At 71.7% G+C, this 3,347-nt stretch carries 4 protein-coding genes; all 4 read left to right on the top strand.

All coding sequences use genetic code 11. From position 1 onward, the window contains the following. Nucleotides 1–895: PQQ-dependent sugar dehydrogenase (locus ACFXGA_RS39810; protein ID WP_378098266.1), on the top strand; the 895-nt coding region annotated here is incomplete at its 5' end. A 32-nt stretch (nt 896–927) separates the two neighbouring features. Continuing rightward, complete coding sequence (locus ACFXGA_RS39805; protein WP_378098263.1) at nt 928–1,941, top strand: SMP-30/gluconolactonase/LRE family protein; 1,014 nt, start codon at nt 928–930, stop codon at nt 1,939–1,941. 367 nt (nt 1,942–2,308) lie between these two features. After that, nucleotides 2,309–2,542, top strand: a complete 234-nt coding sequence (locus ACFXGA_RS39800; protein ID WP_378098260.1) for a hypothetical protein — start codon at nt 2,309–2,311, stop codon at nt 2,540–2,542. A gap of 512 nt (nt 2,543–3,054) precedes the next feature. Further along, nucleotides 3,055–3,210: a hypothetical protein gene (locus ACFXGA_RS39795; protein WP_378098257.1), complete on the top strand. Its 156-nt coding sequence runs from the start codon at nt 3,055–3,057 to the stop codon at nt 3,208–3,210. Nucleotides 3,211–3,347: the final 137 nt, after the last annotated feature.

The following is a 3,347-nucleotide window of genomic DNA, read 5'->3' as shown; positions in this document are numbered from 1 at the left end:
GATAAAATCTCAGGGGGCCCCCCCCCCCCCCCCCCCGGGCCCTCTGCGGGTCGCGGGCCGGGCCCCCCCGGGGGCCGGGACCGACGGCGAGGGCGGGGTGCTGGGCATCGCCGTGGCCTCCGACTTCACCGCGGACCCGTGGGTGTACGTCATGCACACCACGTCCACCGACAACCGGGTGGTGCGCATCCGCTACACCGACGGCGCGCTCGCGGGCTCGCCGCAGGTGCTGCTGACCGGCATCCCCCGCAACAAGTACCACAACGGCGGGCGGCTGCGGTTCGGGCCGGACGGCAAGCTCTACATCGCCACCGGCGACGGGCAGAACGGCGAGTGGGCCCAGGACCGCGCCAACCTCGCCGGCAAGGTCCTGCGCATCAACCGCGACGGCAGCGTCCCGTCGGACAACCCCTTCGGCACACCGGTGTGGAGCTACGGCCACCGCAACCCGCAGGGCCTGGCCTTCGACTCGCAGGGCCGGTTGTGGGAGCAGGAGTTCGGCAACTCGGTCATGGACGAGACGAACCTGATCGTCCGCGGCGGCAACTACGGCTGGCCCGCCTGCGAGGGCACGACCGGCAGCTGCGACCAGCCCGGCTTCGTCGCGCCCAAGCGCACCTACCCCGTGGCCGACGCCTCGTGCAGCGGCATCGCCGTGGTCCGGGACGCGCTCTACATCGCCTGCCTGCGCGGCGCGCGGCTGTACCGGGCCGACATCTCCGGCGAGAGCCTGACCAACGTCCAGCAGTACCTCACCGGCTCCTACGGGCGGCTGCGCACCGTCGAGCCCTCGGCCGACGGCCACCTGTGGCTCACCACCAGCACCCGCGGCGACAAGGACAGCATCCCCAACAACAGCAACGAAAGCATCCTGAAGGTCGAACTCGGGCGATGAACCCGGCCGCCACCACGAAAGGGAGTCTCCCCATGACTCACCGCACGACACCGCGCCGCCACCGCACGCGGACGCTCGCCGCGGCGGCCGTCGCCCTCGCGGGCGTGGTCGTCCCCGCCGCGCCGGCCGCGTCCGCCCCGGCGGCGACCGCCTGGCCGTGCACGCCCGGCGCGGTCTACGGCCAGCCGTTGCCGGCGAGGTCGGTGACGGCCCAGCTCGTCCGGGGCGGGTTCAGCTTCCTCGAAGGTCCCACCTGGGACCAGCGGACCGGCACGCTGTTCCTGTCGAACATGCAGAACCCCACCGGTCCCCAGGGCGTGCAACCGTCCTCGGTGCTCCGGTTCACGCCGCCGTCCACGGTCGAGACGTTCATCGCCGACTCCGGCAGCAACGGCCTCGCGATCACGCCCGACGGCGCCCGGCTGCTCGCCGCCACCCACGACAACCGCACCGTCTCCTCCTACACCCTGGCCGACCGCGCGCGCACCACCGTCGCGGCGAACTACCAGGGCCGCGCGTTCAACTCCCCCAACGACCTGACCATCGGCCAGGACGGCACCGTCTACTTCACCGACCCCAACTTCCAGCGCGGCAACCGCGCCGACGAGCAGGGCGGCCGGACCAGCGTCTTCCGCGTGCGCAACGGCGTGGTGAGCCTCGTCGACGACACGCTGTCGCAGCCCAACGGCGTCGTCCTGTCCCCCGACGGCCGGACGCTCTACGTCGGCGGCAGCAACTCGATCGTGAAGTACGCGGTCGCCGCGGACGGCTCCACCGGCAGCCGCACCACGTTCGCGAGCATCCGGACGCCCGACGGCGCGACCATCGACTGCGCGGGCAACCTGTACTGGGCGTCGTACGAGGAAGGGCTCGTGCGGGTCTTCTCGCCGTCCGGGGCGCTGCTGGGCACGATCTCGGCGGGCCGCAACACCACCAACGCGGCGTTCGGCGGTCCGGACGGTCGGACGCTCTACATCACCTCCGGCGTCCCCGGCTCGTTCGGCCTCTACCAGGTGCGCCTCAACGTGCCGGGAAACCCGTACTGAAACCCGTCGCCCCCCGCGTGCCGCCACGACGCGCGGGGGGCGTCCCGGTGCCCCCGACGAAGTCGTCGGCTTTCGTCGCCCGACGCATCCTCCACGCCGTGGGGCCCCGTTGCGGGCATGGATGGGCTTGGTCGTCACGGGCGACCGCCGGAGCACCCGGTGCCGAGGAGGATCCGATCACACCTCAACCGTGTACGGACGGCACGTTGCGCCACCTGTCCGTGGACCTCGACGTCAGCGACGTGCCCGGCGAGGAGGGGATGACAGACCGGACCGGCCGGGCTTCGGCGACCTCGTGTGGATCCGGGACCTGCCGTGGGACATGGGTGACATCGTGCGGATGGGGGGTGTCACCGATTGGGCGGCGGTGGTCGGCTTCGCGGCGGCCGCCGACGTGCCGGACCGTGACCGGCACATGATCGCCTTGGCCGCGAGCCTCGGCGGTGGGCCGCCGGTCGACCTCAATGCCGCCGTCAGCGCCGTCGACTTCGTCGACGATCCGGCGGCGGCCCGGCGGGTGATCGAGGCGTTCGCGATCGCCACGGGTCACGGCGACCGGTGGGAGCTCGTCGAGAGGCCGGCCCCGGGCGCCGACACCTGACGGTGGTCGGGGCCGCCCCGGGGGTGGCCCCGCCTTCGAAACCGCGGCGGTTTGGCGGCACGGCAAATCGGGATCGTCTTCTTTCCCGTTCGACGTTCACGTCACCGACAGTTCCGTCGCGCTTTTCCGGATCGCCACCGTTCCGCCCGTTCGGAATACCGCACTCACGACCGGGAAGGCCGGGTGCGAATGGTCGCCGACGAACAGCCGACGCCCTGGATCGGCCACTCGGACCACAACTCCGGCCCGGCGCAGGGCGTTGACCTGTGAGGAGTGCAATCTACACGAGGTCGCGGGCACTTCGCCGCACGTACCGCGCGATTACCCCGAGCACACCCGGTGGGCGTCCGAACAGGGGCACCCGTTCGAACCGATCGCATTCGCCCGAACGACCGGCGCGATTCCTTTCTCGAATCCTTGGAATAGGGTTCGGGGCTCTTGTCGGTCTCCGATCAATCCGCTTAGGGTCGCGGCTGCAATGCCCCACTCCGAACTGAACGAGGGAGGACGCCATGGACTTGACTTTCGACGTCGAGGACCTGGTCCTGGACGAACTGGCCGTGACGACCATCGCCGACGCGACGTTCACGGACGGCGAACCCGCGGTGGCGAGCGTGTCGTGCTCGTGCTGCTCCCACACCCGGCCGCACATCGACACCAAGAAGTAGTCGGTCCGGCCGGTTGAGGCGCGGGCCACCACGGGTCGTGGCGGCACGCCGGTGTTCCACGTCGGGGGGGGGGGGTCCGGCGGCCCCCCCCCGCCGCAGGGGGTGGGCGGGGGGGCGCTGTGTTGACCCACACGGTG

This window comes from Actinosynnema sp. NPDC059335 (genome assembly GCF_042752395.1).
Taxonomy (GTDB): Bacteria; Actinomycetota; Actinomycetes; order Mycobacteriales; family Pseudonocardiaceae; genus Actinosynnema.
This window is presented reverse-complemented; position numbering and strand designations above follow the sequence as displayed.

Bases quoted from the DNA above. Each gene is read 5' to 3' on its own strand.
- ACFXGA_RS39805 (WP_378098263.1), top strand. From the start codon at position 928: ATGACTCACCGCACGACACCGCGCCGCCACCGCACGCGGACGCTCGCC.
- ACFXGA_RS39795 (WP_378098257.1), top strand. From the start codon at position 3,055: ATGGACTTGACTTTCGACGTCGAGGACCTGGTCCTGGACGAACTGGCC.